Here is a 25,583-nt window from a genome sequence, read left to right on the forward strand (position 1 = left end):
GCGTGCCACCGTTCGCGAAAAATATATCAGGACAGATCATGACCGCCGACAAGGCCGAAATTGCCAGGCAATTCATCGAGACCATCCCGCATTCCCAAGCACTTGGAATGCGTATCACTGAAATTGGCGACGGTACGGCACAAATCGAGATGCCCTACGACCCACGCTTTATCGGAGATCCTGAAACCGGGGTCATTCACGGTGGCGCGGTGTCGGCCTTGATGGACACCTGTGGCGGCGCAGCGGTGATGAGCCACCCACGCGCCCCCGCCGGAACGGCCACCATCAACCTGCGTATCGACTATATGCGCCCGGCAACACCGGGCCAGACCATCGTTGCGCGGGCGGAATGCTACCACATCACGCGATCGGTTGCCTTTGTGCGGGCCACCGCGCTGGATGATGACACCGACCGGCCCGTGGCCACGGCAACTGGCGCATTCACAGTGGAACAAGGCACCGTAGAGGAGGGGAAATGATGACGCGGCCAGCTCCCGAACCTGTCCAGGTGGTGAAACAACGTCGTGATGCGGCGCTCTCGGCGTTGGTCAATGGCATGCCCTATGTTTCGTGGCTCGGCGTGCAATTCGACCGGCGCGGAGATGAGCTGACGGCGGTTCTTCCGTTTCATGAGGCGTTGATTGGCAATCCCAATCTGCCCGCGATCCACGGCGGGGTGACGGCGGCCTTTCTCGAAATCACGGCAATGGTCACGCTCAATTGGACATGGCTCTGGGGCGATGTGGAATCGGGCGTGTTGGATGCAGAGGAAATGGCACAGGGCAAGCTTCCACGCCTGCCGAAAACCATTGATTTTACCGTGGACTACCTGCGCTCTGGTCTGCCCCGCGACGCCTATGCGCGGGCCTTTGTGACGCGGTCAGGTCGGCGTTATGCGTCGGTCCGGGCGGAGGCATGGCAAGACAACCGTGACAGGCCGTTGGCGCAGGCCACGGCGCACTTCCTGATGCCGCGCAAAGACTAGGGTCGTCGAGCGCCGGCAGGTGACCGGCGCGCTTTGCGGGCGCCATATGCGCCACCTGGATATTTTCAGTCCAAAGAAAGGGCGCTCGCTTGACCTTCGGTGCGTGTCGGGGTCCTGTCGCGGAACGTCTTGCCAAGAGGTTTCCGTGGCTACCCCCATAACCCACACCCGCGTTCTGAAGATCGCCATGCCAATTCTTCTGGCCAATATCACCGTGCCGATCCTCGGGGCTGTGGACACGGGCGTCGTAGGGCAGATTCCCGCGCCAGAGCCGATCGCGGCCGTGGGCGTCGGGGCCATCGTGCTCAGCGCGATCTACTGGATTTTCGGGTTTCTGCGTATGGGCACGGCCGGTCTGACGGCGCAGGCCACGGGGCAGGGGGACCACGCAGAGGTCGCCGCTTTGTTGACGCGGGCGTTGATGATCGGCCTTGCCGGCGGCGCAGCTCTGGTCCTGCTGCAAAGCCTGATCTTCGCGGGCGCTTTTGCCGTGTCGCCCGCCGGGCCAGAGGTCGAAGCTTTGGCCCGCGATTACATGACCATACGCGTCTGGTCGGCCCCCGCCGCTGTGGCCATTTACGGGATCAATGGCTGGCTTATCGCGCAGGAACGCACGCGCGACGTTCTGATCCTTCAGCTTTGGATGAACGGTGTAAACGTGAGTCTGGATCTGGCCTTTGTGCTGGGATTCGGCTGGGGGGTGAGCGGCGTCGCCTTTGCGACCTTCCTCGCGGAATGGTCCGGGCTGGCTATGGGGCTGTACCTTTGCCGGGTCGCTTTTCAGGGATCCGCATGGCGGGACTGGGCGCGGATCTTTGACCGTGTGCGGCTAAAGCGGATGGCCGTGGTCAATACCGACATCATGATCCGTTCGCTGCTGTTGCAGGCTATCTTTGTCAGTTTTTTGCTGCTGGGCGGGCGATTTGGTGCGGTGACACTGGCGGCCAACCAGGTGTTGCTGCAATTCATGCACATCATTTCCTTCGCGCTCGATGGCTTTGCCTTTGCCGCGGAGGCGCTGGTGGGGCAGGCGCTGGGCGCGCGGGCGCTGGGCCGGTTGCGACAGGCGGCGTGGATGACCAGCCTTTGGGGCTTGGGGAGTACCGCAATGTTCATGCTGGGGTTCTGGCTGTTCGGCGATGCGATCATCATTCTGATGACCAAGGATCCGGAGGTCCAGCAAGCGGCCATGACCTATCTGCCGTGGATCGTGGCCGCGCCGATCGTGGCGCTGGCGTCTTTCATGCTCGACGGCATTTTCATCGGCGCAACGCGGACCGGCGACATGCGCAACATGATGGCGCTCTCTGCGATGGTCTATGCCGCGGCCGTTTTTGCCCTGATGCCGGTTTTGGGCAATCACGGGCTTTGGGCAGCTTTGATGGTGTCGTTTGTGGCGCGCGGGATCACGCTTGCTTTGCGTTACCCCGCGCTGGAACGGGCGGCCCTTAGACCGTCTGTGCCGTGATTGTGTAGGTAAAGCTTGATGGGTCCAGTTCGTCCTGGGCGCGGCCATCGATTTCCGCCTGCGGATACATCAGGAACGGCAGCGCGCCGCGCGTGGACCCCGGCAGCACCACGTCATGCGCGTCGTTTAGGCAGACCCAGTTGCCCTCGGCCGCGCCAAACAAGCCTTTGCGCACGTCGACGACCTTCGGCGTGTCGAGCGTCAGCCCTTCGTCCGCCCCGGCGAGCACAACCTTGCGCACATCTGCCGGATCGACCGGAAGCCAGCCAATGCCCTCGACAAAGACCTCCGCGCGGCAGTGTTGCGCGCCGGTGACGACCTCGGAACCCGCGCCAAGCGCCTTGTATCCAAAGGACGATGGCGCCACGCGCAGACCATACAAGTCGCGCGCCGGCAGGCCGGAGGCCCGCGCCAGACCAACATAGAGCGCGTTCAGGTCGGCGCATTTGCCGGTGAGATCGCCCGTGTGCAGCATCGACGCCACATCGCCCAGCCCACAACCGCGGGTGTCCGGATTGCGCTCTGTCTCGGTCACGACCCAGTCGTATATGCGTTGCGCACGGTCCAGATCGTTGACCGCGCCATCGGTGATCATGGCGGCTGTCTCTGCCACGATGCCATCGGTGGGGATCAGATCTGTTGGCGCGGTCAGTTCGGCGCGCTCGGCGTCGCCCATGGTCGCGCCGGTTTCTGTCAGTGGAACATGGCGGCTCTGCGTCTCGACCGTGGAGACCACCTGCAACTCCGGCGTCTGGCCGGCCTTCCAGCGCGCGTGGACAAAGGCCACGCCTTGCACGTCATCCACCACCAGCTCCGCGTCACCATTCGTGGTAAATGTGGTGTCGCCGGGGCGCGTCCATGCGTCTGCGGTAAAGTACGGCACCGGCACCCAGGCCTGCGCAGCTTTGCCATCTGCGGGCAGATCGACCCGCGTGGTTAGAGAGAACGTCTTCCACCCGTCGGGGCGCGGTGCGTAGGCCGCCAGAAGACCACCGGGCAGCGCAGCTGCCAGAGCAGCAAGGCCACAGGCATTCAAGAAATCACGTCGGGTCAGAGTCATGTCAGCACCATAAAATGCAAAAGGAGGATTGCCTTAGGCTATAGGCGCTTCGTCCACACGCATCAACGCTGGCGTGTTCGTTGCACCCGCTGCCCGCGAAATAGCGCGCAGCTTCTACCGCGATGCCGGTATGACTGGCATGTGTCAGGTCCACCTCGTCGCCGGTCACGCCGCCTTCGATGACAGAGTTGCGCAAGCATGAAACCTCCTGAGCACCCTGTAGACAGCATTGGCGCGAATCTGGCTACTTTAACCCTCACATGCGAGGTGCCACTGACAGGGCGTCAGTCGTTTGGCCTTCATCAGCGTCTAGCGGCCACCAAAGCCGCGCGTTTACAAGGACGCAAGCGCAACGTCACGATCAAACCCTGGCGACTAAGGGCGGCAGCGGCAGTTTGCCTCTGGCCTTTACCGCCCCGCATCCTCTATTCAGTTGCGGTCAAACAGGGGAGAGGCGCAATGGACGATCTCGTAAACAGCTTCATGACCGGCCCAGACGAAAAGGGTCGTTTCGGCATCCACGGCGGGCGCTTTGTGTCCGAAACGCTCATGCCGCTCATCCTCGCGCTCGAAGAAGAGTATGAGAAGGCCAAGACCGACGATTCCTTCTGGGAGGAGATGGACTGGCTGTGGAAACACTACGTTGGTCGGCCCTCGCCGCTCTATTTCGCTGAGCGTCTGACGGACCGTCTGGGCGGTGCCAAGATCTACCTCAAGCGCGACGAGCTGAACCATACTGGCGCGCACAAGATCAACAACGTGTTGGGCCAGATCATCCTCGCCCGACGCATGGGCAAAACCCGCATCATCGCCGAAACCGGCGCGGGGCAGCATGGTGTGGCGACCGCGACGGTCTGCGCCAAGTTCGGCCTGAAATGCGTCGTCTACATGGGCGCGCATGACGTCGAGCGTCAGCAGCCCAACGTCTTCCGCATGAAGCTGCTGGGCGCAGAGGTCATTCCCGTGACCTCCGGTCGGGGCACGCTGAAGGACGCAATGAACGACGCACTGCGCGACTGGGTGACCAACGTGCGTGACACGTTCTACTGCATCGGCACCGTCGCCGGTCCGCACCCGTACCCCGCAATGGTCCGAGATTTCCAGTCGATCATCGGCAAGGAAACCAAGGAGCAGATGATGGAGCAGGAGGGCCGTCTGCCCGACACCATCATCGCCGCCATCGGTGGTGGATCGAACGCCATGGGCCTGTTCTATCCGTTCCTCGACGACAAGACGGTGAACATTATCGGGGTCGAGGCCGGCGGCAAGGGCGTCAACGACAAGATGGAGCACTGCGCCTCCCTCACCGGCGGACGTCCCGGCGTTCTGCACGGCAACCGCACCTACCTGCTGCAAGATGAGGACGGCCAGATCCTCGAAGGTTTCTCGATTTCTGCTGGTCTCGACTATCCGGGGATCGGGCCGGAGCATTCCTGGCTGCATGACGTGGGCCGCGCGAAATACGTGTCGATCACCGACAAGGAGGCGCTCGAAGCCTTTCAACTGTGCTGCGAGACCGAAGGCATCATCCCTGCGTTGGAACCCTCCCACGCGCTGGCGCATGTGATGAAGATCGCGCCAGAGCTGCCGAAGGACCACATCATCTGCATGAACATGTGCGGTCGCGGCGACAAGGACATCTTCACCGTGGCAAAGCATCTTGGCTTTGACATGGGGTAACGCTCCGGGCTGATAAGGCCGTAAACAACAGTTTACGGCCTTTCACCTTGGATTTATTGCGGATTGCCTGCTGAACTGACGTCTACCCGCAGTGGGATGGTGCGTAAATCAAGCACAATAGCGCAAAGCGAATGTCCACTAATGATCGCTTTGTGTGCTGCACGCTCATCGCGCCCGATTGTGAATGCGGCGCATCATCGTACTTTCCTCAAAACCTGTGGTTGACGGTCGTCATGATCACAACAGGGGAGGCGGCTTCACTGGCCCGTTGGCCCGTGTCTTCGGCGCGCCGCCTTGCGCGAAGACGGTGGAGTAACTTGCCCGAGCAGATCACGTCCTTGAACTACAGAAGTATCGCAGTTCAGCGTACCGTCTTGGGGCGTGTCTGGCGGTGAGCAGTCGCTAAGCCTTTATGTTTGAAAACCGGACCGCGAAGCCGGCAGATCATCTTTCGCAGAAGGCATGTGTCTCAAGCACATCCATCGGCACGATCTCCAGCGCCCCCTGATGCGTCGCGGACAGATTGACCTTGGGGGCACATCCCTCGTCGTGGGCCTGCAGGAATCGACCCGCACACAGGCACCAGTGATCGCCGGCCTTCAACCCGGCAAAGCCGAATTCCGGCCGGGGCGTCGACAGATCGTTGCCAACGTACTTGGAGAAGGCCAGAAACTCCGCCGTCATCACGGCGCAGACCGTATGGCTGCCGTGATCCTCGGCGCAGGTATTGCAGTGCCCGTCACGAAAGAACCCGGTTAGCGGGTCGGTCGAACAGGAGGTGATCGGTTCACCCAACACATTGATCTCTGGATCTTTACGCATCTCTACTCCTCTTCGCGTCGCGCGATACGGCGCATCATGTTCAGCGCGTCGTCCGATGCACCCGCAGCACGAAACTGACGGTCCGCGGCGTTCACCGCAACCACGGTACCGCTCTGCTTGTCGACGTACACATATTGCCCATAGACACCCTGAGCCATGAATTCGCCAGCGCGGGCGTCAGAAGGGGTCCACCACTGATAGCCATATCCCTTCCGTCCCGTCGCGGTGGGGGCAGAGGCGGTGACGCTCTCCACAGCCCAGTCGTGCGGCACGATTTGCTTGCCCTGGAACTGGCCCTCCAGTCGGAACACCTCTCCCAGTCGGGAAAAATCGCGGGTGGTCAGGTTCAATCCCCCCAGCGCAAAGGCCACGCCATGCCCGTCGATCAGGTAATAGGGGGTGCCGTACGCGCCTATGGGGTCAAGGATCTTCTGCTGCATCAGATCGGGCAAGGACCGTCCCGTGGCAGCGCGCACCACCATCCCAAGAACGTGCGTGTCGATGGAAACGTACTGCCAGCGTTCGCCCGCTGGGCGGTCCCGCGCGTCCAGTCCGCCGGCAAAAGCGTCCATTGAGCCGCCCAACGCCAGAACCCGGCCCATTTTGTTGATGTCGCTCCAGAAATCCAGGTAGTCCTCGTCGAACGAAACGCCAGAGGACATCTGCAACACGTTGCGCAGGCTCACGCCCTCGTAGGCAGAACCACGCAGCTCTGGCACGATCTCAGTGACCATCACGTCCAGGCTCCCGACATGACCTTCGTCCAGCAACACGCCGAAGAGCGCCGACAAATAGGATTTCGCCACCGACCACGATATGCGCTGATCCTCCTGGGTGGTGCCAAGGTGATAGCTTTCATGCACCCTTGCGCCATCCTTTAGCACCACGACGCCTGTCACCGACCGCCGCGCCAGCCAGTCCTCCCAATCATCGGGCATGACCAAGGCCGGACCTGCGGGCAAAGGCACAGGCTGGCCCGTCATGTGCATCGGGGCGCTGAGAAACAGCTCGTCCATATGGCTGAAATTATGAACGATCCTGTCTTCGTCAAACAGTGCGTTCACCGCAGCCAGACGGACCAAAGCCTCTCGGTTCCAGAGCGCGAATGCCGCGAGTGCGGCCAGTAAGATCAGGCAAGCATATCCGGCCCGACGCAGCATCTTAGCGGAACTTGTCTGCAAGACGTTGCAGCGGATTGCGTGCGTCTTCCGTGGGGGGCTTGGGCTCCGGCGATGGTTCAGGCGCCTCGCTCTTCGCCTTGGGCGGTTTTGAGGAGCGGGGAGGGGCTGTGCGCAGTGCGACGGCATTCTGGAACTTGCCCTGCTCGCCATCTGCCAGATGCGGTGCGCCATCCGACAAGCCGCGCATCAGATCATCAAGCCACGTTTCGTCGGCCTTGTGGAAGTCGTGCAGTACATAGGCCGCGACCATCTCCTTGCGGCCGGGATGGCCGATGCCCAGACGCACCCGCCGGTAGGCTTCTCCGATGTGGGCATGGATTGACCGCAGCCCGTTGTGCCCAGCATGACCTCCACCCATCTTGACCCGGCATTTGCTGGGTGCAAGGTCCAGTTCGTCATGAAAGACGGTGATGTCGCCCGGTTCCAGTTTATAGAAGCGCATGGCCTCACCCACGGATTGGCCGGACAGGTTCATGAAGGTCCCGGGCTTCAAAAGCACAACCTTTTCACCCCCCAGCCGACCTTCTGCGATCTGGCCTTGGAATTTGGCCTTCCACGGCCCAAAGCCATGATCCTCCGCGATACGATCGAGCGCCATAAAGCCGATGTTGTGTCGATTGCCGGCGTATTTGTTCCCCGGATTGCCGAGGCCCACGAATATCTGCACCTTGCCCTCCGCCTGTGCTGCGTTAGGCCTATGTAGTCCAAATCGGGCCCAAGTCACAACGGGCCAAACACAAACGGAGCAAGGCGATGTATCTCACGATGAACCGATTCAAGGTGGTGCCCGCCGAGGCGCAGGCCTTCGAAGGCATGTGGCGCGGGCGCGACAGCCACCTGAAGCAGGTGCCAGGTTTTGTCAGCTTCGCCATGATGAAAGGCCCGGAACGGGCGGACCATATCCTCTATGCGTCGCACACGGTCTGGAAGGATCAGGCCAGCTTCAAGGCCTGGACCACATGAGAGGCGTTTCGCAAGGCGCACAGCGGGGCGAAATCGTCCGCCAGCATGTACCAAGGGCGGCCAGAACTGGAGGTGTTCGAGGCGGTACAAGTTTTGACCCTATGACATGCAAAAGGCCCTCACCGTGGTGAGGGCCTTCGAAAGTCGTCCGACAATGTCGGCAGCCAGATCAGACGGTTTCGTCTTTCTGGTTGATGACTTCGGTCTCTTCGACCTCATCGTCATCGTCAGATGCTGCGAGACCCGACGGAGCCGAAATGTTGGCGATGACAAAGTCACGGTCGATGGTCGGCTTCGCGCCTTCCGGCAGGGTCACGTCCGAAATGTGAACGATGTCGCCGATTTTCAGCGTGGACAGGTCCACGGTGATTTTCTCGGGGATGTCACCCGCAGTCACAACCAGTTCGACTTCCGGACGGACAACGGTCAGAACGCCGCCTTTTTTGATGCCGGGAGCAACGTCTTCGCCGATGAATTCAACGGGGATGAAGAGGTTCACTTTCGACGTGCGACGCAGGCGCATCAGGTCGAAGTGGGTCGGCAGATCCTTTACCACGTCGCGCTGAACGTCGCGGCAGATGACGCGGACGTCGTCCTGGCCTTCGACCTTCAGGTTGAAAAGCGTGGACTTGAAGCGGCCCTCTTTCAGCTTCTTCAACAGCACGTTGAAGGGGATCTGAATGGACATCGGGTCGTTGTCGCCACCAAAGACGACGCCGGGAACCATGCCGTTACGGCGTGCTGCACGAGCGGCGCCCTTGCCTGCCCCCGCGCGGACCTCGGCGTGAAGATCGGGAATCTCACCAGCCATGTTGTATCTCCTAGATGATGGGGGTGCCTCCAAGGCTGTCACCCCGCGTGAAGCGGAGCCTTTAGGATGGATCGACTGGCTTGGCAAGGCGTTTCTGGAGCGGCCATGGCCCCGGGTAAGGGCGTAGCGCCCTGAATTCAATGTAAGCCATGTCTCGCAACGAAACCATCTTTTGCCAACAATGAGGTAATTGTGTTCCGCGATTTTAGCAATCTGCGGGAAAACTGGAAGCCGCAAGAGCTCTTGTGCTTTGATATCAAGTGCAATTTATGAGGTTCTCTGCGGGGGCTACTATGATGCATGTCCAGCTTTGATTTGCCGCCCCGCATCAGGTAGTTGGGACCAAAGGCGGCTTTATCCAAATGAATTTCGGCCAAATCCTCGAGCGCCAGTTTGACCGAATTGGTGCGCACTTCGTCTGGGATGCGATCTCGCACGTGTGTCTTCACCGTGCAGGCCATCCAAACCGCTTCTGATTTCTCCAGGGCGAAGACTGTTTGTGGATCGCCCGCCTGATGTCTTTGAAGAGCTTTTCGCAGGCCATCTTGGCGGGGTTTTTCATCGTCCGCGCCTCGGCGGTTACGATGGGCCAAAACTCTCTATCATCAAATTGACCTATTTGGCCGCAAATGCGTTGACCGCTGACAGAACGCAATTGGCGGTCGTTTCGTGGGACGAGACGCGTGTGTTGTGGCCAATCCAGCCCGCGGCCCAATAGGTGTGACCAACCCCGGATATTCCGACGACCCGGCTTCGGACTGCCCCGGCGTGAATTTACTCTCGGACATCGTCGTTTCGCGCTTGAAAGGCAGCTATGTCTCGAAACGCGTGACGCGGCGGCGGGACCAGTCTTTTTTGACTAAGCCGCAGACTTCTTTGCGACCGACGCCCGCGTTCGGTGCCCTCTCGTATCAGGCTTGATCTTGACGAACCGCCTCAATGGCTTACTTCAAGTACGTTCTTCTCGTCGCGCTTCATTGAAATGTGTTGTAGGCTTCGAGAAGTGGGCCGTCGCATTTTGCGGGCGGTGTTCAGGAGGGGGCTTCATGACTTTGCACGCTGTATTTTCAACGACCAAAGAGGTGCTGACATGAAACCTACGTTCGAAGAAATGATGGCTGGGCGCACCGGGATGAAGCGACCGGAGGTGCCCGAGAGCATCGAGGCGTCAAAAAAGCCGTCCAAGACCGCGATGGAGAAGACCTCTGATGCGGCAAAGGAATTGATCGACACTGAGACCCAGAAACGCGACGCCAAGACCGCTGCTTTGCGCAAAGCGCGGATGGCGCGCGACAAAGCCTGACGGTTTTTTTGATGTATGAAGGCGCGTCAGACGAAGGTCTGGCGCGCCTTTTGCGTTTCGGGGTGTCAGGACCAGTCGCCGGAAAAGTTCTTTGGCACCATCAGGATGTCGCGGTCCACGGTGTTCACGTCGCGGTGGCCGCAGAGCGCCATGGAGGTGTCGAGTTCCTTGTGAATGACCTCCAGCGCCTTGGTCACGCCAGCCTCGCCCATGGCCCCAAGGCCGTAAATATAAGCACGGCCAATCCAGGCGCCCTTGGCCCCCATGGCGACAGCTTTGAGCACGTCCTGGCCGGAGCGGATGCCGCTGTCGAGGTGGACTTCGATCTTGTCGCCGACGGCATCCAGGATTGGCTCCAGCGCGCGGATCGAAGAAAGCGCACCGTCGAGCTGCCGCCCGCCGTGGTTGGAAACAACGATAGCGTCGGCACCGACATTGCAAGCCTCAATCGCATCGCGGGGGTCCAGGATCCCCTTGATGATGAGCGGACCATTCCACATCTTGCGAAACTCGCGGATGCGGTCCCAATTGAGCGACTGGTCAAAGGATTCAGCCGTCCACGTCGTGAGCGAAGCGGGATCGTTGACGCCCTTGGCGTGGCCGACGATATTGCCGAAGAAGCGGCGCTTGGTCTGGAGCATCTCAAGGCCCCAAGGCACCTTGGTCGCCATGTTTGCGATGGATTTGGGCGTGAGCTTGGGCGGGGCAGAGAGACCGTTTTTCAGGTCTTTGTGTCTTTGACCAAGCAGTTGCAGGTCGACAGTGATGACGGCCGCGGAACAGTTGGCCGCCTTGGCGCGGTCGAAGAGGCCGCGCATGAAGTCGTCGTCCTTCAGGGTGTAGACCTGCATCCAGAAGGGTTTGGAGGTGTTGGCAGCCACATCCTCGATGGAGCAGATGGACATGGTGGACAGGCAATAGGGGACGCCGAACTTTTCTGCGGCTTTGGCAGCTTTGATCTCGCCATCCGCATTTTGCATGCCGGTGAGGCCGACGGGGGCGAGGGCGACGGGCATGGCCACGTTCTGACCGATAAGCTGGGTGGCCGTGCTGCGGTTGGCCATGTCGATGGCAACGCGCTGGCGGAGGCGAATTTGGTCGAAGTCGGAGGTGTTCTCGCGGAAGGTCTGTTCCGACCATGAACCGCTTTCGCAGTAGTCGTAGAACATCTTGGGCGCACGGCGGCGGTGGAGGCGTTTGAGATCTTCGATATTGGTGATGGTGGGCATAATCACCTCCGTGCCGTTAAAATTGGTAAGGGATTGTTACCAATGCGGTGTGCGTGGAGCAAGATGTTTAAAGCGATTGTTCATGTGATGCGGCTATCAGGTATGCCTGTGCGCATGCGAGGGTCCGATCGTGAAGGGGATTGTTTTTACGGAATTGCTGACCATGGCAGAGCAGACCGTGGGGGAAGAGGCGCTGGACGAGGTGCTGGATCAATTGGCTCTGGCATCGGGCGGGGCCTACAGCCGGGTGGGCAATTATCCCTGTTCGGAGCTGGTGGCGATCGTTGGCGCATTGTCAGCCCGAACTGGCATGTCCGGGGACGATCTCCAACGCGCTTTCGGGTGCTGGATGCTGGATCGTTTCAAGGTGCTTTATCCACAGTTTTTCGAAGGCAGAGCATCGTCGCTGGAGATGCTCGCGGCGATCGAAAACGAGGTGCATGTGGAGGTGCGCAAGCTGTACCCCGATGCTGAGCTACCTCGGTTCGAGACTGCTTGGGATGGACCGCGACGGCTTCGGATGCGCTATGTGTCGGAGCGACCCTTGGTGGCATTTTGCGAGGGGCTCATCAGAGCCTGCGCAGACGCCTTTGGCGACAAGGTGTCAGTGGAGGTGTCTCGCGATTCAGATCGGGAAGCCACCTTTGACATCACCATGATTGAACTCGCAGGCCAGTGGACAGAAGTTTCGCATGGGGCGGAGGACACGCCGCGCGAGCCGGGGGCTGGCATAGCATGATCGAGGATCCGCCTTCAGCATCGGACCGCGTGTCGCGACGGCGATACGAGCGCGCGGTGCGGTCGCGGCAGGAGGCGGAGGATCTCCTCGAAGAAAAGAGCCGGGCTTTATGGGAGGCAAACGAGGCGTTGCGCTGTCAGGCCGAGGTGCTTGAGGAGGAGGTGGCCCGGCGCACACAGGAGCTGGAGCGGGCCAAAACGCAGGCTGAGTCCTCGAACGCCGCCAAGAGCGCTTTCATTGCCGTGATCAGCCACGAGATCCGCACCCCGATGAACGCTATCCTTGGCATGACGACTGGCTTGCAAGACAGCGATTTGAACGCAACGCAAGCAGAGATGGCGGATACGATCCTGACCTCTGGACGCGCGTTGTTGGCGATCCTCGACGATCTGCTCGACCTGTCCAAGATCGAAGCAGGCAAGATGGAGGTGGAGCAACGCCGGTTCGACCTCGGGGCGCTATGCCGCGAATTACGTTCGCTGTACGCAGAGGTGGCGGCAGCAAAAGGGCTGGAGTTCAGTCTCGACGTCTTGGTGGATACCAGCGATTTGCGTGTCAGCGATCCTACGCGGCTACGGCAGGTGATTGGTAACCTGCTGTCCAATGCGGTGAAGTTTACCGAGGTGGGTGCCGTCCGTACCGTGGTTTCGCAAGTGGATCAAATTCTCACCATCGAAGTCCATGACACCGGGCCTGGCGTTCCCAAGGCGGAGCAAAAGCGGCTGTTCCACGCGTTCAGCCAGGCGAATGAAACGGTAAACCGGGTTCACGGAGGCACCGGTTTGGGCTTGGCGATCTCTCAGCGTCTTTGTCGTTTGTTGGGGGGCGATCTGACCTATCAGGACTCCGCCGCAGGCGGCGCCTTGTTTCGGGCAACAGTGCACCTCGAAAATGCACCACACTGTAATCGTCGCGGGCAACGTCTCCCGGTTTTAGAACCCGAAGACGTGCTGAGCCAGCGGGCATGGCGCATCCTGGTGGCCGAAGACAGCCTGACCAACCAGCACGTGCTGAAGCTGATCTTGAAGCCCTTCGATTTGACCTTGGACTTTGTGCCAGATGGTGCGCAGGCGGTGGCGCGCCAAAAGGACGGGCGTTTCGACCTGATCTTGATGGATGTGAATATGCCGGTGATGGACGGGTTGACGGCGGCCGCAGAGATCCGCGCTTGGGAGGCGGCGGAAGGACTGTCACCGGTGCCGATCATGGCGTTGACAGCCAACGCCATGACCCATCAGGTGAACCGATACCTGCGAAACGGGATCGATGCCCATGTGAGCAAACCGGTCAGACGCGAACACCTCGCGCGAGAGATGGCGCGCCTTTTGGGCCGAAACCTTGAAGTTTCAGGCGCTATGCGCACCGTCGGCGAGAGATTTGACGAAAGCAAGGATATCCGCAGTTGATTTGCCATCGGCGATCTGGGCCACGATGGCGGAGCCAACGACGGTGCCATCTGCAACAGCGGCAATCTCTCTCGCGGTTTCCGGGGTGCGCACGCCAAAGCCGACGATCACGGGAAGATCGGAAACCGCTTTGATCCGAGCAACCTCGGGGGCGACATCAGCCGCCTGTGCCGCTGCCGCACCGGTGATGCCGGTGATGGAGACGTAGTAAACGAAGCCGGAGGTGTTTTGCATGACCTTGGGCAGACGTTTGTCATCGGTGGTTGGCGTGGCGAGGCGGATGAAATTCAGGCCCGCCTTTTGCGCGGGAATGCAGAGCTCATCGTCCTCTTCGGGCGGCAAATCCACGATGATGAGGCCGTCGATGCCAACCTCTGCGGCGTCGGAGAGGAATTTGTCTACGCCCCGATTGTAGATCGGGTTGTAGTAGCCCATCAGCACGATTGGCGTCTCGTTATCAGTCTCGCGGAACGCCTTGACCATATCGAGGGTCTTTTGCAGCGTCATCCCGCCTGCCAGCGCACGCTGACCAGCGAGCTGAATGGTCTCGCCATCGGCCATCGGGTCCGTGAACGGCAGGCCGAGTTCGATGATGTCGACACCGGCGGCGGGCAGACCCTTCATCACATCGAGCGACTTTTCCGCAGTCGGATCGCCCGCCATGATATAGGCGACAAAGGCTTTTTTGCCGTCTGTGCTCAGGTGGGCGAACTTGGATTCGATACGGGTCATGGCTGTCTCCGGATAAAGTCCTTGATCTGTTGCCGTAAGCGGTGGGGAAAATCAATGGGCCGAAGTGACATGACCGCAGGCGGGCTTTTGCGAGGAAGGCAATAATGCATCGGCAAACAGAAGGCGCCTACGGCAACAGCGCGCAAGATTGCCGTTATTTCTGCAGCGCCATTCGCATTGGTGTGTCGTACCGGGATCAAATTGCCCTGGTTTATCTCAAACCACATCAACAGCCTGCGCTCTGAGGCCCTTGCCAAGCACAGCAGGCTGTTCTGGTACGGCCATCATTATGCGCCATTGGCGCGAGGGACTGTGGCGACCAATTCGTCACGAGCCGAAAGCCGTGAGGATCAGATTTTAAAAAGTGCGATGCTTCCCACCGAGCCGTTTCAGCGCGCGACATGGGGAGCGCCTCCCGCTACGCAGCTGTCAAAGGGGGGGGCGGGTCGGCGGGATACCAAGCATCCCGGCGAAGTGATCAGTCAATCCCCCCATCAGGTGCCAAAGCGTTTGAAAGGGAGCATATGCCGTCCAGAGAAGACACTTCATGACGAGGGTGCCGGGCATTTCCCGGATGTGGTCGATCTGCCTTGGGCCGACCTGCTGTATCAGGTTTTCCGGCTTCCATTACAGCCACACGTCAGAAAGTGGGTGGTATTGGCAAGCCTCACGCAGTGGATCTTCGTGGTACGGACGTTCAGAAAGATCCTGGCATCTTGGAAAAACGATGATGCGCCGGTCGGATCTGTCAGATGACTGATTTCAAATCACTTTACGAAAATTCGGCATAAATTCGTGCAAAAAGCACGCAAGGATTGTGCGCAGCGTGTGTCGGCGTCGTGACCTGCTGCCTCTTGCGAGGGCGAGGGGGCCGGGGTAGGGCGCTAGGATGATAGCCCCCGTAATGACATATCCCGACCATTTGCGCGCGATCCTGAAGCTTGGCTTGCCGCTTGTAGGTGGGCACCTGGCGCAATTCGCCATCGGACTGACCGACACTATTGTAGTGGGCTGGTACGGCGTGCCCGAACTGGCGGCGCTGGTGCTTGCAACCTCTGCATTTTTCACGCTGTTTCTTTTCGGATCGGGCTACGCCTGGGCGATCCTACCCATGGTGGCAACCTATGCCGCGCGCGAGGACGAGGTGGGCATCCGCCGCGCCACGCGTATGGCCTTGTGGTGGTCGATCCTGTATTTTGCGATGGTGATGCCACTTTTGTGGTTCTCCGGCCCGGTGCTTCTGGCCTTGGGTCAGACGCCGGAGATCGCGGAGATGGCGCAGACCTACCTGCGGATCGCTGGTTGGGGAATGCTGCCCGCCCTTGGCGTCATGGTCATGAAAAATTACCTCGCCGGGTTGGAGCTGACCCGGGTCGTGTTGTGGGTGACAGTGGCAGCGGCCGTGGTGAACGGGGCGCTGAACTACCTGCTGGTTTTCGGCAAGCTGGGTCTGCCGGAAATGGGCATCGCGGGCGCGGCACTGGCGTCTTTGGCCGTGCATGCGATCTCGCTTGGGTTGATTGTGGCATACGCGTTGCGCCGCCTCCCGGAGCATACCTTGTTCGCGCGTTTCTGGCGCCCCGATTGGGAGATGTTCGCACGGGTGTTCTCGCTGGGGCTGCCGATTGGCCTGACCACGCTGGCCGAAGTTGCTTTGTTTGCTGGCGCCTCGGTGCTGATGGGCTGGCTGGGCACGGTGCCATTGGCGGCGCACGGGGTTGCGTTGCAGATTTCGACCGCCACGTTTGTCGTTCAACTGGGGCTGTCGAATGCGGCCACGGTGCGCGCGGGCAATGCGATGGGCCGGGGCGATGTGGAACATATGTTCCGTGGTGCGCAAGTGATCACGATTTTGAGCGTCGTCGTGGCGTTGATGTCGATCACGATCTTCCTGACGCTGCCGGAGTTTCTGGTCGGTTTGTTCGTCGCCCCGAGCGAGCCACAGCGCGCTGCGGTGATCGCGGTGGGCGTGCAGTTGATGGCCCTGGCCGCGCTGTTCCAGATGGTGGACGCGTTGCAGGTGAACTACCTTGGAATGCTGCGAGGTTTGCATGACACGCGGGTGCCCATGGTGCTGGCCGCGTTGTCCTACTGGGGCATCGGGATGCCCGGCGCGCTGGTGTTCGGCTTTACGCTGGGGTGGGGCGCGGTTGGGGTCTGGATGGGTCTTGTGCTGGGGTTGAGCGTGGCCTGCGCTCTGCTGATCTGGCGATTCTGGTCGCATGGCCGCATGATATTTGCCGCAGGCATGACGGCTTCCTGACCAAAGCGGTGGGCAGGAATTCCTGACCTAGCGTCATTTCCTGATTGAAAGCGTTTGGGGGGAGATGATCTAATGCGCGAACGAGCAAGCCCATGTTTGGGCGTTTGACAAGATCAATACATTTGCGAAGAGCATTTGAGGGAGCAATTTCATGGACACCACTGCAGAAATGGCCACGGCTGGCCGCAACTATCAGGAAGACGTCAGCTTTCAGGAAGCTCTGACGCGTTTCTTTCAGAATTACATCGTGTTCGAGGGACGAGCGAACCGCGGTGAGTACTGGAAGGCTTGGCTGGGCTGCTTCGCGGGGTCCATCGTCTTCAGCCTTGTGGATTTTATGCTGGGGATTGGCGTGTTGTCGGGCCTGTGGTCGCTGGCGATCATCGTGCCGAGCCTTTCCATCGGGGCGCGACGTCTGCATGACATCGACAAGAGTGGATGGTGGCTGTTGATCGGTCTGATCCCGCTGATCGGCGCGATCATTCTGATCGTCTGGTTCGCAAAAAAGCCCGATCCGGCGCCGAACCGTTTCGGCTAAACCCCATCGACTTGGAAACTGCAAAGCGCCGGGGCTCCGGCGCTTTTTGCGTTCAAGGGGTTAGGCGACGTGGATCATCCACGGCACGCCGAACTTGTCGCGCAGCGTGCCAAAGGCGCGCGCCCAGAACACATCGCCATAAGGCATCAGGATGTCCCCACCTTCGGCCAGCGCGTCAAACAGCGCACGGCCTTTCTCCACATCGCTGAGGTCAATCTGCAGGTCGAAGCCTTTGAACCCTGCGCCCGAGCCGTCCAATCTGTCAGAGGCTTGCAACATAATGTTCCCAAGATCGAGCCGCGCATGGGCGACCTTTCCGCCGGCACCCTCCGGGATGTCGTCACCGGGAGGCATGTCGCTGTACATCATAATGGTCAGCTCGCCACCGAGCGCGGTCTGGTAAAAGGTCATTGCCTCCACCGTGGTGCCGTCGAACGTCAGGTAGGGGTGAACTTTCATCGCTGGTCTCTCCTTGATGTGCGCGGGTTTACCGTAGCAGCACCTTGCGCCCACGTCGCCCTGCGCATAGAAGCGGCCCGTCTTGGACACAGCCTCGGATAACAGGAGACGCGCATGGGCTTTCGAATGGGAATCGTGGGGCTGCCCAACGTGGGCAAGTCGACGCTCTTCAACGCATTGACAAAAACGGCAGCGGCGCAAGCAGCGAACTTTCCGTTTTGCACGATCGAGCCGAACGTCGGTGACGTGGCCGTGCCCGATACGCGTCTCGAGAAGCTGGCGGCCATCGCCGGCTCCAAGCAGATCATTCCCACGCGGATGACGTTTGTGGACATTGCCGGTCTGGTCAAGGGCGCCTCGAAAGGCGAGGGTCTGGGCAACCAGTTCCTGGCCAACATCCGCGAGACGGATGCAATTGCGCACGTGCTGCGCTGCTTCGAAGACGAGGACGTGACCCACGTGGATGGGCGTGTCGATCCTGTCAGTGATGCGGAAACCATCGAGACAGAGCTGATCATCGCGGACATGGAGTCGTTGGAAAAGCGGCTGCAAAACATCACGCGGAAGGTGCGCGGCGGCGACAAGGAAGCGGTGCAGCAGGAGCGGCTGATGAAGGCGGCCCTGGCCGTGCTCGAAGAGGGCAAGCCCGCACGCGTGGTCGAGGTGGATGAGGACGACCAGAAGCAGTGGAAGATGCTGCAACTGTTGACGTCCAAGCCGATCCTTTACGTCTGTAACGTGGATGAGGGCGAGGCTGCGGAGGGCAATGCGCTGTCGCAAAAAGTGGCCGAGATGGCCGCTGCACAGGGCAATGCGCATGTGGTGATCTCTGCCAAGATCGAGGAAGAGATTTCACAGCTGGACGCCGAGGAAGCCGAAGAATTCCTTGGTGAACTGGGTTTGAAAGAGGCAGGTCTGGATCGCTTGATCAAGGCAGGGTACGCGCTGCTCGAACTGGAAACCTATTTTACCGTCGGCCCCAAGGAAGCCCGTGCCTGGACGATCAAACACGGCACCTCTGCCCCGCAGGCAGCAGGCGTGATCCATGGTGATTTCGAAAAGGGGTTCATCCGCGCTGAAACCATCGCCTATGAGGATTTTGTCTCCTTGGGCGGTGAGGCGCCGGCAAAGGAAGCTGGAAAAATGCGCGCCGAGGGCAAGAACTATACCGTACAGGACGGCGACGTGTTGCACTTCTTGTTCAACACTTGACCCAACAGGGGTAGCTTAGGTTGTTGGAAAACCGCGTCCGCCGTCAGGTGTGGGCGCGGTTTTTTGTTTTGCCTGTTTCCTTAGACGGTGCAGGAGACCTATGATAATACTTGATATCTTTTTTAAGACACCGGAAGCCCGAGATCTCCGCCAGCCCAACCTACGGCTTGCATCCGCTTGTTTGCGTTTTCTGCGATTGACCCCATGCTTCGTCACCTGCGGCGTTAGCGTGTTTCTGACGTGTCATCCCACGTCGATCATCGCGGCCTTCAGTGCCGGTTTGGGGACAACTCCCCTTTTCACGTCGTGGGCCGGCAACACCACTGCCGCGCTGTAGGGCGCAATATTATCCGGTCTAAACCCTAAGCGATCATCGCGAAGCTCTTGCCGGGGTAAAGACCTTGAGACGCGAACGGATGAGCCCTGGCAACGGCCTTCCCTGTCTTTGCTGAGAGCCGGCGACGAGTCCGTCGACCGCTGCGCTTAAGGTTCAGTCCGCGGGATCGAAGAACCAGTGACGGCAGAGTATTCATTCTATCGTCCGTATTTCTGCGCCTGCTTTCAGCTTGGCCGGCCCCCAGAGGGGGTGGAACACCTTCTACACGCAGTCTGCGGCGACGCCGTGATAGCGTCAAAAGCCTACACACAGTAGCTGCACCACCGCCGAGCAGGTTTCCGAAGCTGTCCGTTCAGCCGGATCGCCATAGTCTTGCTCCCTGTACCAGCCAAGGTTGCCAGGCAAGGCAGGCGTGTCGCATTTAGACTGCAGTTCAAGCATCGAACGCGCCTGCCTTTGCAGATGAATGGGGGCGGCGCGTCTTTCATTACGAGGAGCTGGCCACCTGCGGCTCTCAACGGAAATTCGCGCCTGGCAGGGGGGGGGGGGGGGGGGGCGGCGGAGCGTCCACGTGCGAGAGCGACGAAATCCAGTCTCGCAATTATAGCATTTCCGCGCGAGATGATCGGAGCCTACATGCTTTTATGGCTGATGAACCTTCGGGGTCGTGGTGTTTCCCGTCGTCAACACATTGACTGAAAAGGTTTTTCGGTGACCTCATCGAACATATATGATATTTATTGCGCGGCAAGACCTGCCAAAAAAGATCAATTTTCGCCTTGTTTCTCAGGCAATGCCTCTCTAAACGGGTTAGCGGAGACGTGGCCGAGTGGTCGAAGGCGCTCCCCTGCTAAGGGAGTAGGCCCGGAAGGGTCTCGAGGGTTCGAATCCCTTCGTCTCCGCCACAACATCCTGCGCGGAAATATATTTCGCTAATGCTTTCAAGTTTTTGTGAAGCAGGCTTGCTTTGATCCGCCTTCTAGCTCCTTGTCTTGCTACACAATTTTCCCCACATTTTGCTCTTTTGATGGGCTGACGTGGAGGGGCTGATGGCGGTGATGTTTCGTGGAACCACCCGGAATTTGCGCAAGCGCGTGCCTGCCCGTTATGCTGGGGTTGAACCTCGCAAGGAGCTTTGGGTGAGCCTTCATACAGATTCGAAAGCTGAAGCCGAAGCCAAGGCGCTTGCAATCTGGCGAACGCAGATCGAGGCTTGGGAAGCGTGCCTGGCAGGTGCATCAGGAGACGCCGAGAGACGGTTTCAGGCAGCTCAGGATCTGGCTGGGAAGCGAGGTTTTCCCGGTTGCCCTTGGCGGAGGTCACGCACTTGCCTCGCGCAGATCTGCTGAAGCGGATTGAGGCCATCCCTGCCCATAGTCAGCATCCGAACCGCCAAGAGGCTGCTGCGATCCTGGGTGCCGTGTCTGCCCCCGAGATCACAGTGTCGCGTGCAGTCGAGCACTACTGGAGTCGGACACGTGACCGGGTGGCTAGGGTCAGGACCCATTGATCTCAGCCGAGCGTCGTGATTCACCGCCGAAAAACTGAGCGGTGACATATCTGATCTTTTCTGGTTGAGCGACGCGCAGATGACGCGCTTGAAGCCCTGTTTTCCGAAGTCCCACGGCAAGCCAAGGGTTGATGACCGCAAGGTACTGAGCGGGATTATTTTCATCAACCGCAATGGGTTACGCTGGCGCGATGCGCCCAAAGAATACGGCCCTCACAAGACCCTCTATAACCGATGGAAGAGGTGGAGCGACACGGGCGTCTTTGCTCGGATCATGGCTGGCTTGGCTGCCGAGCATCGAGAAAGGAAGACCGTGATGATTGACGCGACTTACCTCAAGGCACACCGCACCGCGACCAGCATGGGCGAGACAAAAAGGATACGCGCCTGCATCCCGGGTCGTAAGCAGCGCAAGACCACAGTGAAATACCCCTCTCGGGACATTGCTTTGCAATGCCCTGCCGGGCAAGGAACAAGCGCCGCTACAAACGCCGAAATAGAATCGAGATCATGTTCGGCAGGTTGAAGGATTGGAGAAGGGTCGCGACCCGGTACGACAGGTGCCCAAAGGTCTTCTTGTCCGCAATCGCTCTCGCTGTGACCATCATCTATTGGTTATGAGTCCAGACCCTAACAGGATCGCTCGTGATTGCAGCTCCGTTGATCCAGAATTCCTCATCCGTATACTGCTTGTAAAGTATTCCTTAGGCATTAATTCGAACAATTTCCTACGGATATGTAAGGTGAAACATCGCGACTTTGCCTACCGTCGGTCCTGCCTCTCCAATCTGACTTATCGTGAACGAGATCTTTTTCCTTCTCCCGAAACAGGTACGGTCGCACCTGCGCCAGCGACTTGTTGAGCCACCTGTTCGGGGTAACCGTTACAGCGGGGGATTGAAGATGTTCTGGTCAGCGGGAAACCATGCAATGATCGCAAGCGCCTCCTTCAGCTACGCGCTGCGCTACGGTGAGACTGTCGCGGACAACACAATGTCCGATACGATCCTGACACTTGACGGATGACCACGAGACGGCAAGGTTGTGCGGCAAACGTTGAAATTCGGAATTACAAGTCTTGGATAATTCCCGGTCCATCATGTGCGATCGGAAGAAGGGGGCAGTTATGTTTAAAAAGTATCTCTGGGCTGCATGCTTGTCGATTACAAGCACCGCGGTGTTTGCACAGGGCATGACGATGGAGCAGCTTCGTGCCGCGGTGGATAAAGAGCTCTCGAAAGACGACGAATTGGTCGCGATGCTGAGCGATCCTGACCCGAAACGCGCGCAGGCGACGATGAAAGTGATGCTCGACAGCGGCGATCCGGACATGCGGCGCGTCGCGCTGGAGAATGGCATCTACAGCTCGGATCCCAACGTGCGGGGCATAGCGGTGAAGGCATTCCTGGACAGCGAACCTCTGATTGAGGTTCAGATCGACGGGAGTAAGGCGAAGCAGGAGGATTTTCGCCGCATAGTAAGTCGCAAACTGGGCCTGGTGCCGAACGATGATGCGCAGACAATCTGGATTGGAAAATTCAGTGAGAGGGCAGCGGATGGCACCTGCTACTCTTTTGAAGGCTGGCCTTCTCAAGGTGGATGTCTATTTCGCGCAGTTGGAGGAACGCTACAGCTGCAAAGCATCGGAGCCAATTGGTATGAAGTGAACCTGACCGATGACGGAAGACTTCAGGCAGTCGTGGAAATTCGAGAGTCGACGAAAACCGCAAGTCCCGTTACACTCTCAATCCCAATCCGCTGACGGCATCAATCGAAAGCAATTTCGTCTATGCCAACGCTTCCCGCGTCCCAGCTGTTCAGCACCGTGACGAAGACCCACACAGCAGTGGTCTCCATGCGCGACTGTTCGAGAATGCCGTCCGGGCCGACTTCGCCGGTTAGGAAAGGTCTATCACCGCGCCCGTCGCTACGCGATGAGACGGTTACGCGAATGCGGCGAGGCAGAGCGTGACCGGCCTCGGGGGCCGAGCGCAGGCGCAGCCCGCTCAGCGAGGCGCTGGTAGCGTCGCGGGTCCGGAAGGCGATACGGTTCGGCCCGTCTGGTGCGAACACGTAGCGGCCCGGCCCGATCAGGTTCTGCTCGGACATCTCTGGCGAGACAGGGGCGGATGCGGCCGAAACAACCTCGAACCGCGACAGGGGCGCCGGGGCTGGCGTGGGCTCCGTGAGCGCTTCGGTCACCGTCAGACCGGCACGGCGTGTCAGCCAGCGCCTGAGGTTCATCTCGATTTCCTCGCTTCGCAGGAAGGTGCCCTCAGTCTGAGAGGTCATGCGCAGCGCCATCCCGACCGGTTTTTGGCCGACCATAAGGAAAGCCCCGCTGATGCCTTGGCGCAATTCTGCGTCGGGCTGGATGAGCCTGGCGTCAAAGGTCAGATACCCGCTCTCTGTAATCAGCATCTGCGTCGGGCGCGGCTCACCGGTGGCGCTCAGTTGCATGAGCCGACCAATGCTGTTGGCCTCCGGGTGAGCCTCCGCGAACCAGTCCAGATCCCGGGTGCAGCGGTCTTCTACGACGCCGCGCACCTGCGCGATGGCAAGATCCATGTCCTTCCAGAACGGATCGGTGACCCATGCAAGGGAATGGACCACAGGCGCAGCGGTGAATACGGTGAGTTTTGGGTCGCCTTCGACCACGACGTGACGCGGCAATGCGACAAAGCAATTGTGGTTGAATTCAAACATCAGCCCGTGTCCAAACTGGTCGCCGGACTGAACCCGCACGGTTTGCGCGAAGAGTGCAACGGGGAAATCAAGCAGGATGAGGCCTAATACAATGCGGGACAGAAATGGAAGAAAACATCGCATGTCAAAAACCGTCCTTACCGGATTGTTGATGGCTATTCCGTTTATGGCATCATCGCAATCGCAGCACGAGGCCCAACTTCACGGCGCATTCGTCGAGTTTGTCTACGAGGCTCCCGAAATTGCCGGTGCCCGTCTTCTGGGCTTTGCACGAAGTGGTCCGATCAGTGCGCGACAAACCGAACTTGATGTGAGCGCAACGCTGCCAGAAGACTGGACGTCGCCGGAGGTCTGTCTGCGGATGACAACGGTTGACGGTTTGTACGAAAGCAGAAACACTTACAGTGTCGTTGGCGTTTCTCCGGGCGGGCGCCTGCGGTTCCCTTACCCGACGCAGCAGCTGCCGCTTTTGCGAGAGGCGCCGCCGGATACTTTGGCGGGGCTGCTTACTCCCGGCGCGTGCGACAGGTTCACCGGCCTCGAAGAAGCCGCCGCAGTCTATTTTGGTACCCAATCGGGAGAGGCACTGTCGCTATTTCTGAACACATCTGACGCTGAATTCACTTATGTGATGTTCCCGCAGTTACCGGACGTCGGTGAACAGGAGTGTCGGCCGGTCACCCAGTTAGTCCGTAGCGCATTCGACACGATTTGCGAGATCCCGGAGGCCGTTGCAAGGCAGGGCAGGTTAGCGGCAGACGTTCTGTCGGTCGATGGTGGCGAGATGGTACCGCCAGTACAGTTCGTGCTTCGCGTTGCCTCGGTGCCATAAGGATGAGACGCCTACGGGAATGGCGCGAACGCTGCCATGATCTTCTGTATCTGGCAGTGCTCTGGGGATGCGGTATCGTGCTTGCCATGATCATTATTCTCGTCACCGGTGTGCTTTCCCGGCAATCTTTGGTGCTGGATGCCCACACCCGTGCGCTCAGTGTAGTGATCAAGGATCGAGAACTCCTCCGCTGGGACCTCGGACGCGTCAAAACGTGTGTGCCTCGCGAGTCTCATCGTTTCGACCTTCCCCGAGGCGAGGGGCTTTGCGATGCACGTTTTTATCAGAATGGCGAACAGGATCTGGATATTTATCTGCACGATGGCGTCCATATTGATTTCGAAAATCCTTCCGAGAGGGGGGTCGGTATCGTCTTCAAGGATCACGACGAGCTTGGAAAAGAATTCCGCATCTGGCTTTCGCGCGAGCGCTGGATCGAACTCGGTACGCTTGCGTTTTCCGGCCAACCCAGGATCGGTTATCCGGCCGACACGGCCGAAACGGGCCTGCTTCTCGCCGGAAGTTACGAATTTCGCGAGCGTCGGCCATTTTCTGTGCGTACAGACGCGATCAAAACCGGCACATTCCGACGAGGGGAGAGCATTCGCGTCCTCGAAGCAGGCGGTGGTGCGGCGATGAGTGTATTCGGTACGGTCTCACCAGACCTGTCGATGCCTGATGTGCTAGCGGTAGGGCTCGTCGCAGGACCGAAAAAGTCCGAACTTGAAGCATCCTTCATCAGCCGCGCCTCGCCCGCGCATGTATCTCCGAGCTGGGTTGATCGAGCCCGAAACAGCCCGTTGGTCCTGGCGCTATTATCCGTTCTGTCTCTAACCTTCGCTGCTTCGCAAGTGCTTGCACATCGACACTAATTGCACCCTGTTTAGGTGAATGACGGGAGACCTCGTTCGCCTGAGGTGAACTTTAGCGGTTCCTTTCTGGATAGTGTCATCAAATTCGCCGCTCGCATCTCACGCCCATGCGGCGGGTCCTGCACCGGTTTGCCGACAATATGGTCGTCCATCGGATATTCTGACACACGCCAAAACGGAAACAATTTCCGTGTGCGCAGGCCCGATGCCATCCATGGAGCGCAGATATTCCGCTTCATCCGCCAAAAATGGTGCGCGTTGGACGGATGGCCGGTCTGGCGAAGCTGTACCGCGGCGATCGGCCAAGGATTGAAATGCCGCTTCGGGCCGAGGCTGTGTGAAAACTCCAGGTTCAGCTATACTGCCTTTACCAAATGGAGGCTGGTGATGTCGGGCTATATCGAAGGAGTGGACCGGGAGCAGACGACCCTGTTCCCGGATCGTTTGGAGGACTGGATCTGCGAGGATCATCCAG

At 59.4% G+C, this 25,583-nt stretch carries 27 protein-coding genes, 1 tRNA gene and 1 pseudogene; 19 read left to right on the plus strand and 10 right to left on the minus strand.

Annotation, left to right across the window (positions count from 1 at the left end):
* The first annotated feature begins 38 nt into the window (after positions 1-38).
* From J4E08_RS10670 to J4E08_RS10680, 3 genes are all read left to right on the plus strand, one after another.
* Positions 39-479, plus strand: a complete 441-nt coding sequence (locus J4E08_RS10670; RefSeq protein WP_183963034.1) for a PaaI family thioesterase — start codon at positions 39-41, stop codon at positions 477-479.
* Positions 479-985, plus strand: coding sequence for a PaaI family thioesterase (locus J4E08_RS10675; protein WP_183964025.1), 507 nt, complete (start codon positions 479-481; stop codon positions 983-985). Before J4E08_RS10670 ends, J4E08_RS10675 begins: the two co-directional genes overlap by 1 nt.
* 187 nt (positions 986-1,172) lie before the next feature.
* The gene (locus tag J4E08_RS10680; protein WP_349538496.1) at positions 1,173-2,453 is read left to right on the plus strand and encodes an MATE family efflux transporter; all 1,281 of its coding nucleotides are present in this window, start codon (positions 1,173-1,175) and stop codon (positions 2,451-2,453) included.
* Here the strand turns inward: J4E08_RS10680 and J4E08_RS10685 are convergent.
* Positions 2,434-3,513, minus strand: coding sequence for a transglutaminase-like domain-containing protein (locus J4E08_RS10685; RefSeq protein WP_349538451.1), 1,080 nt, complete (start codon positions 3,511-3,513; stop codon positions 2,434-2,436). The genes J4E08_RS10680 and J4E08_RS10685 overlap by 20 nt on opposite strands.
* A 459-nt stretch (positions 3,514-3,972) precedes the next feature.
* On the opposite strand from J4E08_RS10685, the gene trpB reads away from it, so the two are divergent.
* Complete coding sequence (gene trpB, locus J4E08_RS10690; protein ID WP_349538452.1) at positions 3,973-5,193, plus strand: tryptophan synthase subunit beta; 1,221 nt, start codon at positions 3,973-3,975, stop codon at positions 5,191-5,193.
* 444 nt (positions 5,194-5,637) lie between these two features.
* Here trpB and J4E08_RS10695 read toward each other — a convergent pair whose 3' ends face one another.
* From J4E08_RS10695 to pth, 3 genes are read right to left on the minus strand one after another with little or no spacing between them, the layout of a single operon-like run.
* Positions 5,638-6,015 (minus strand): DUF2237 family protein, encoded by a 378-nt coding sequence (locus tag J4E08_RS10695; RefSeq protein ID WP_183963030.1) that lies wholly within the window; start codon positions 6,013-6,015, stop codon positions 5,638-5,640.
* Positions 6,016-6,017: 2 nt separating this feature from the next.
* A complete protein-coding gene (locus J4E08_RS10700) occupies positions 6,018-7,175 on the minus strand; it encodes a serine hydrolase domain-containing protein (RefSeq protein ID WP_349538453.1) in 1,158 nt (385 codons plus the stop codon).
* A 1-nt stretch (position 7,176) separates the two neighbouring features.
* A complete protein-coding gene (gene pth, locus J4E08_RS10705) occupies positions 7,177-7,863 on the minus strand; it encodes an aminoacyl-tRNA hydrolase (protein ID WP_349538454.1) in 687 nt (228 codons plus the stop codon).
* Between the two features lie 86 nt (positions 7,864-7,949).
* Between pth and J4E08_RS10710 the strand changes: the two genes are divergently transcribed.
* A complete protein-coding gene (locus J4E08_RS10710; RefSeq protein ID WP_349538455.1) occupies positions 7,950-8,159 on the plus strand; it encodes an antibiotic biosynthesis monooxygenase family protein in 210 nt (69 codons plus the stop codon).
* Between the two features lie 169 nt (positions 8,160-8,328).
* On the opposite strand, the gene J4E08_RS10715 is transcribed toward J4E08_RS10710, so the two are convergent.
* Together J4E08_RS10715 and J4E08_RS10720 are read right to left on the minus strand one after the other, a co-directional pair.
* Positions 8,329-8,970, minus strand: a complete 642-nt coding sequence (locus J4E08_RS10715) for a 50S ribosomal protein L25/general stress protein Ctc (protein ID WP_183964021.1) — start codon at positions 8,968-8,970, stop codon at positions 8,329-8,331.
* A gap of 137 nt (positions 8,971-9,107) precedes the next feature.
* Positions 9,108-9,563 carry a hypothetical protein gene (locus J4E08_RS10720; protein WP_349538456.1) on the minus strand — a complete coding sequence of 152 codons (456 nt, stop codon included), beginning with the start codon at positions 9,561-9,563 and terminating at the stop codon, positions 9,108-9,110.
* A 497-nt stretch (positions 9,564-10,060) separates the two neighbouring features.
* On the opposite strand from J4E08_RS10720, the gene J4E08_RS10725 reads away from it, so the two are divergent.
* Positions 10,061-10,273: a hypothetical protein gene (locus tag J4E08_RS10725; RefSeq protein ID WP_349538457.1), complete on the plus strand. Its 213-nt coding sequence runs from the start codon at positions 10,061-10,063 to the stop codon at positions 10,271-10,273.
* 65 nt (positions 10,274-10,338) lie between these two features.
* On the opposite strand, the gene J4E08_RS10730 is transcribed toward J4E08_RS10725, so the two are convergent.
* Positions 10,339-11,502, minus strand: coding sequence for an alpha-hydroxy acid oxidase (locus J4E08_RS10730; RefSeq protein WP_349538459.1), 1,164 nt, complete (start codon positions 11,500-11,502; stop codon positions 10,339-10,341).
* Positions 11,503-11,632: 130 nt separating this feature from the next.
* Between J4E08_RS10730 and J4E08_RS10735 the strand changes: the two genes are divergently transcribed.
* The gene (locus J4E08_RS10735) at positions 11,633-12,241 is read left to right on the plus strand and encodes a heme NO-binding domain-containing protein (protein ID WP_349538460.1); all 609 of its coding nucleotides are present in this window, start codon (positions 11,633-11,635) and stop codon (positions 12,239-12,241) included.
* The gene (locus J4E08_RS10740) at positions 12,238-13,647 is read left to right on the plus strand and encodes an ATP-binding protein (RefSeq protein ID WP_349538461.1); all 1,410 of its coding nucleotides are present in this window, start codon (positions 12,238-12,240) and stop codon (positions 13,645-13,647) included. Before J4E08_RS10735 ends, J4E08_RS10740 begins: the two co-directional genes overlap by 4 nt.
* Here J4E08_RS10740 and trpA read toward each other — a convergent pair.
* Positions 13,588-14,379, minus strand: a complete 792-nt coding sequence (gene trpA / locus J4E08_RS10745) for a tryptophan synthase subunit alpha (RefSeq protein ID WP_349538462.1) — start codon at positions 14,377-14,379, stop codon at positions 13,588-13,590. The two genes, J4E08_RS10740 and trpA, sit on opposite strands and share 60 nt — an antisense overlap.
* 201 nt (positions 14,380-14,580) lie before the next feature.
* On the opposite strand from trpA, the gene J4E08_RS10750 reads away from it, so the two are divergent.
* The 3 genes from J4E08_RS10750 to J4E08_RS10760 all read left to right on the plus strand — a co-directional run bounded on the left by J4E08_RS10750 (position 14,581) and on the right by J4E08_RS10760 (position 17,180).
* Positions 14,581-15,135, plus strand: a complete 555-nt coding sequence (locus tag J4E08_RS10750) for a hypothetical protein (RefSeq protein WP_349538463.1) — start codon at positions 14,581-14,583, stop codon at positions 15,133-15,135.
* 148 nt (positions 15,136-15,283) lie between these two features.
* Complete coding sequence (locus tag J4E08_RS10755; RefSeq protein ID WP_349538464.1) at positions 15,284-16,642, plus strand: MATE family efflux transporter; 1,359 nt, start codon at positions 15,284-15,286, stop codon at positions 16,640-16,642.
* Between the two features lie 151 nt (positions 16,643-16,793).
* Entirely contained in the window at positions 16,794-17,180 is a 387-nt protein-coding gene (locus J4E08_RS10760) for a DUF805 domain-containing protein (protein ID WP_349538465.1), read from the plus strand.
* Between the two features lie 60 nt (positions 17,181-17,240).
* Here J4E08_RS10760 and J4E08_RS10765 read toward each other — a convergent pair whose 3' ends face one another.
* Positions 17,241-17,639: a VOC family protein gene (locus J4E08_RS10765; RefSeq protein ID WP_349538466.1), complete on the minus strand. Its 399-nt coding sequence runs from the start codon at positions 17,637-17,639 to the stop codon at positions 17,241-17,243.
* A gap of 114 nt (positions 17,640-17,753) precedes the next feature.
* On the opposite strand from J4E08_RS10765, the gene ychF reads away from it, so the two are divergent.
* The 5 genes and pseudogenes from ychF to J4E08_RS10785 all read left to right on the plus strand — a co-directional run bounded on the left by ychF (position 17,754) and on the right by J4E08_RS10785 (position 22,460).
* Positions 17,754-18,851 (plus strand): redox-regulated ATPase YchF, encoded by a 1,098-nt coding sequence (ychF, locus tag J4E08_RS10770; RefSeq protein ID WP_183963017.1) that lies wholly within the window; start codon positions 17,754-17,756, stop codon positions 18,849-18,851.
* 1,152 nt (positions 18,852-20,003) lie between these two features.
* Positions 20,004-20,093: transfer RNA gene (locus tag J4E08_RS10775), tRNA-Ser, on the plus strand.
* Between the two features lie 153 nt (positions 20,094-20,246).
* Positions 20,247-20,537: a DUF6538 domain-containing protein gene (locus J4E08_RS24515; protein ID WP_502949263.1), complete on the plus strand. Its 291-nt coding sequence runs from the start codon at positions 20,247-20,249 to the stop codon at positions 20,535-20,537.
* Between the two features lie 207 nt (positions 20,538-20,744).
* Positions 20,745-21,319 (plus strand): annotated as a pseudogene (locus J4E08_RS10780) (transposase).
* Positions 21,320-21,824: 505 nt separating this feature from the next.
* Positions 21,825-22,460, plus strand: coding sequence for a hypothetical protein (locus J4E08_RS10785; protein WP_349538467.1), 636 nt, complete (start codon positions 21,825-21,827; stop codon positions 22,458-22,460).
* 5 nt (positions 22,461-22,465) lie between these two features.
* On the opposite strand, the gene J4E08_RS10790 is transcribed toward J4E08_RS10785, so the two are convergent.
* Entirely contained in the window at positions 22,466-23,404 is a 939-nt protein-coding gene (locus J4E08_RS10790) for a hypothetical protein (RefSeq protein WP_349538468.1), read from the minus strand.
* 121 nt (positions 23,405-23,525) lie between these two features.
* Here J4E08_RS10790 and J4E08_RS10795 point away from each other — a divergent pair, with 121 nt between their 5' ends.
* The 3 genes from J4E08_RS10795 to J4E08_RS10805 all read left to right on the plus strand — a co-directional run.
* Positions 23,526-24,236: a hypothetical protein gene (locus tag J4E08_RS10795; protein ID WP_349538469.1), complete on the plus strand. Its 711-nt coding sequence runs from the start codon at positions 23,526-23,528 to the stop codon at positions 24,234-24,236.
* A gap of 86 nt (positions 24,237-24,322) precedes the next feature.
* Entirely contained in the window at positions 24,323-25,108 is a 786-nt protein-coding gene (locus J4E08_RS10800; protein ID WP_349538470.1) for a hypothetical protein, read from the plus strand.
* Between the two features lie 192 nt (positions 25,109-25,300).
* On the plus strand, positions 25,301-25,583 hold a 283-nt coding region (locus J4E08_RS10805), incomplete at its 3' end, for a hypothetical protein (RefSeq protein ID WP_349538471.1).

It is taken from the genome of Sagittula sp. NFXS13 (genome assembly GCF_040148795.1).
In the GTDB taxonomy this organism is placed as follows: Bacteria; Pseudomonadota; Alphaproteobacteria; order Rhodobacterales; family Rhodobacteraceae; genus Sagittula; species Sagittula marina.

Coding starts and splice junctions, on each gene's coding strand:
- J4E08_RS10670 (WP_183963034.1), top strand. CDS start 39: ATGACCGCCGACAAGGCCGAAATTGCCAGGCAATTCATCGAGACCATC.
- J4E08_RS10675 (WP_183964025.1), top strand. CDS start 479: ATGACGCGGCCAGCTCCCGAACCTGTCCAGGTGGTGAAACAACGTCGT.
- J4E08_RS10680 (WP_349538496.1), top strand. CDS start 1,173: ATGCCAATTCTTCTGGCCAATATCACCGTGCCGATCCTCGGGGCTGTG.
- J4E08_RS10685 (WP_349538451.1), bottom strand. CDS start 3,513: ATGACTCTGACCCGACGTGATTTCTTGAATGCCTGTGGCCTTGCTGCT.
- trpB (WP_349538452.1), top strand. CDS start 3,973: ATGGACGATCTCGTAAACAGCTTCATGACCGGCCCAGACGAAAAGGGT.
- J4E08_RS10695 (WP_183963030.1), bottom strand. CDS start 6,015: ATGCGTAAAGATCCAGAGATCAATGTGTTGGGTGAACCGATCACCTCC.
- J4E08_RS10700 (WP_349538453.1), bottom strand. CDS start 7,175: ATGCTGCGTCGGGCCGGATATGCTTGCCTGATCTTACTGGCCGCACTC.
- J4E08_RS10710 (WP_349538455.1), top strand. CDS start 7,950: ATGTATCTCACGATGAACCGATTCAAGGTGGTGCCCGCCGAGGCGCAG.
- J4E08_RS10715 (WP_183964021.1), bottom strand. CDS start 8,970: ATGGCTGGTGAGATTCCCGATCTTCACGCCGAGGTCCGCGCGGGGGCA.
- J4E08_RS10725 (WP_349538457.1), top strand. CDS start 10,061: ATGAAACCTACGTTCGAAGAAATGATGGCTGGGCGCACCGGGATGAAG.
- J4E08_RS10730 (WP_349538459.1), bottom strand. CDS start 11,502: ATGCCCACCATCACCAATATCGAAGATCTCAAACGCCTCCACCGCCGC.
- J4E08_RS10740 (WP_349538461.1), top strand. CDS start 12,238: ATGATCGAGGATCCGCCTTCAGCATCGGACCGCGTGTCGCGACGGCGA.
- trpA (WP_349538462.1), bottom strand. CDS start 14,379: ATGACCCGTATCGAATCCAAGTTCGCCCACCTGAGCACAGACGGCAAA.
- J4E08_RS10755 (WP_349538464.1), top strand. CDS start 15,284: ATGACATATCCCGACCATTTGCGCGCGATCCTGAAGCTTGGCTTGCCG.
- J4E08_RS10760 (WP_349538465.1), top strand. CDS start 16,794: ATGGACACCACTGCAGAAATGGCCACGGCTGGCCGCAACTATCAGGAA.
- J4E08_RS10765 (WP_349538466.1), bottom strand. CDS start 17,639: ATGAAAGTTCACCCCTACCTGACGTTCGACGGCACCACGGTGGAGGCA.
- ychF (WP_183963017.1), top strand. CDS start 17,754: ATGGGCTTTCGAATGGGAATCGTGGGGCTGCCCAACGTGGGCAAGTCG.
- J4E08_RS24515 (WP_502949263.1), top strand. CDS start 20,247: ATGTTTCGTGGAACCACCCGGAATTTGCGCAAGCGCGTGCCTGCCCGT.
- J4E08_RS10785 (WP_349538467.1), top strand. CDS start 21,825: ATGTTTAAAAAGTATCTCTGGGCTGCATGCTTGTCGATTACAAGCACC.
- J4E08_RS10790 (WP_349538468.1), bottom strand. CDS start 23,404: ATGTTTGAATTCAACCACAATTGCTTTGTCGCATTGCCGCGTCACGTC.
- J4E08_RS10795 (WP_349538469.1), top strand. CDS start 23,526: ATGTCAAAAACCGTCCTTACCGGATTGTTGATGGCTATTCCGTTTATG.
- J4E08_RS10800 (WP_349538470.1), top strand. CDS start 24,323: ATGATCATTATTCTCGTCACCGGTGTGCTTTCCCGGCAATCTTTGGTG.